The sequence below is a fragment of the Agrobacterium sp. MCAB5 genome (assembly GCF_052114365.1).
Classification (GTDB): domain Bacteria; phylum Pseudomonadota; class Alphaproteobacteria; order Rhizobiales; family Rhizobiaceae; genus Agrobacterium; species Agrobacterium tumefaciens.
In genome coordinates this window covers 1-1,223 of record NZ_JBFREP010000038.1, presented here as the reverse complement: position 1 = coordinate 1,223, position 1,223 = coordinate 1, and the positions used below count along the sequence as shown (strand labels likewise).

2 protein-coding genes are annotated in these 1,223 nt (G+C 48.2%); both read right to left on the bottom strand.

Translation table 11 applies throughout. The annotated features are described in order from the left end of the window. A partial coding sequence (locus AB4Z23_RS27120; protein ID WP_441361136.1) for a hypothetical protein occupies positions 1–398 on the bottom strand: 398 nt, incomplete at its 3' end. A gap of 46 nt (positions 399–444) precedes the next feature. Further along, positions 445–663, bottom strand: coding sequence for a hypothetical protein (locus tag AB4Z23_RS27115; protein WP_038493340.1), 219 nt, complete (start codon positions 661–663; stop codon positions 445–447). Positions 664–1,223 lie beyond the last annotated feature (560 nt).

Here is a 1,223-nt window from a genome sequence, read left to right as displayed (position 1 = left end):
CCTTTTATGATGTSGCAGATACCCTTGCGGATGACGTCCTTGTCGGCGATCTGTCCTGCCTGAATGTTGAAAACAGCATCGATCCGGACAGCGGCGCCTTTCTGGCGGGCGACAACGCGCAGCGTCTGAATTCTGCCGCTTCCGCTGGTTTCCTGATGGGCATCGATTGACGACAGTGCCTTGTTGATCTGGATACCTGAAAAACCTTCTGCTGCGACGGCCTGGGCGAGCTTTTGGAGGACAGCGGGTGCTTTGGCTTTCGGCAGTTCCTGAAAGGATTTGTAAGAGACAGCCGTGACCATCGGCACACCTGAGACTGTGAAGTTTTTCTCGCACGATGCTGCGAAGGCCGGGCTGGAGAAGGTGATCAGGCCGAGAATTGCGATGGCATGTTTCATATTGCGTAATCCGGTTGTTGGTGAGGGTTTTCAGCTGTTGGCCGCATCAGAATGTCGACCGTTTTCCTCTGTAGGTTGATGGCGGTGGTAATGCTTCATGGGCTTGCGCGAGCGTTTCCAGCCATGTTGCTAGGCCATCTGGAACTGTATCGTTTCCGGCTTCCAGCGCCTCGATCCATGAGAGTTCACATTGCAAGGCAGAGGCGATATTGATTGGCGTCCAGCGGATCACCCGCAGGCATTCATTAAAGCGTTCTGGCGACATGATGATTTGTTATGTTCCCCGTATTTCCCTGCTGAGGCTCCCTCACGCAGCCGCGATAGTCAATCATTTTTGCAACTTTTGATAGGCTGAACGATCCGTATTTACCCGTCACTCGATTGCGATGAGGGTAGTACGCGCTGCAGGGTGCTCAGGTGGAATATTATACCTTTGTAATCGCTATTAATACATGTATTTGTATATTTATACTTGTTGATGGGAATGAATTTCCCCTTAGGCGAGGGTGAATGGGTGGTTTGGTTAGGATCAGATCAACAGCTGGAGGGTGTCGGTAAAACATATAATTTATTTAGCTGGACGCGCAAAACATATAAATAAGCATAAACCAACCGCATTAAGGGGAGAATGAGGATTTGATTGGTAAAGTTCGTCTGTTTGTGCGCGGATAATTTTGGACTACTATAACCACGTGATTTTATATATGTTTTTATAGCGAGGTGGATTTATTTATATGGGGAAGCGGGAAGGAATCTGATTGGGAAGTGGATTGAAAGGCGAYGAAAATTAGCGGCGATCGATTACAATAACAATATCATGATATT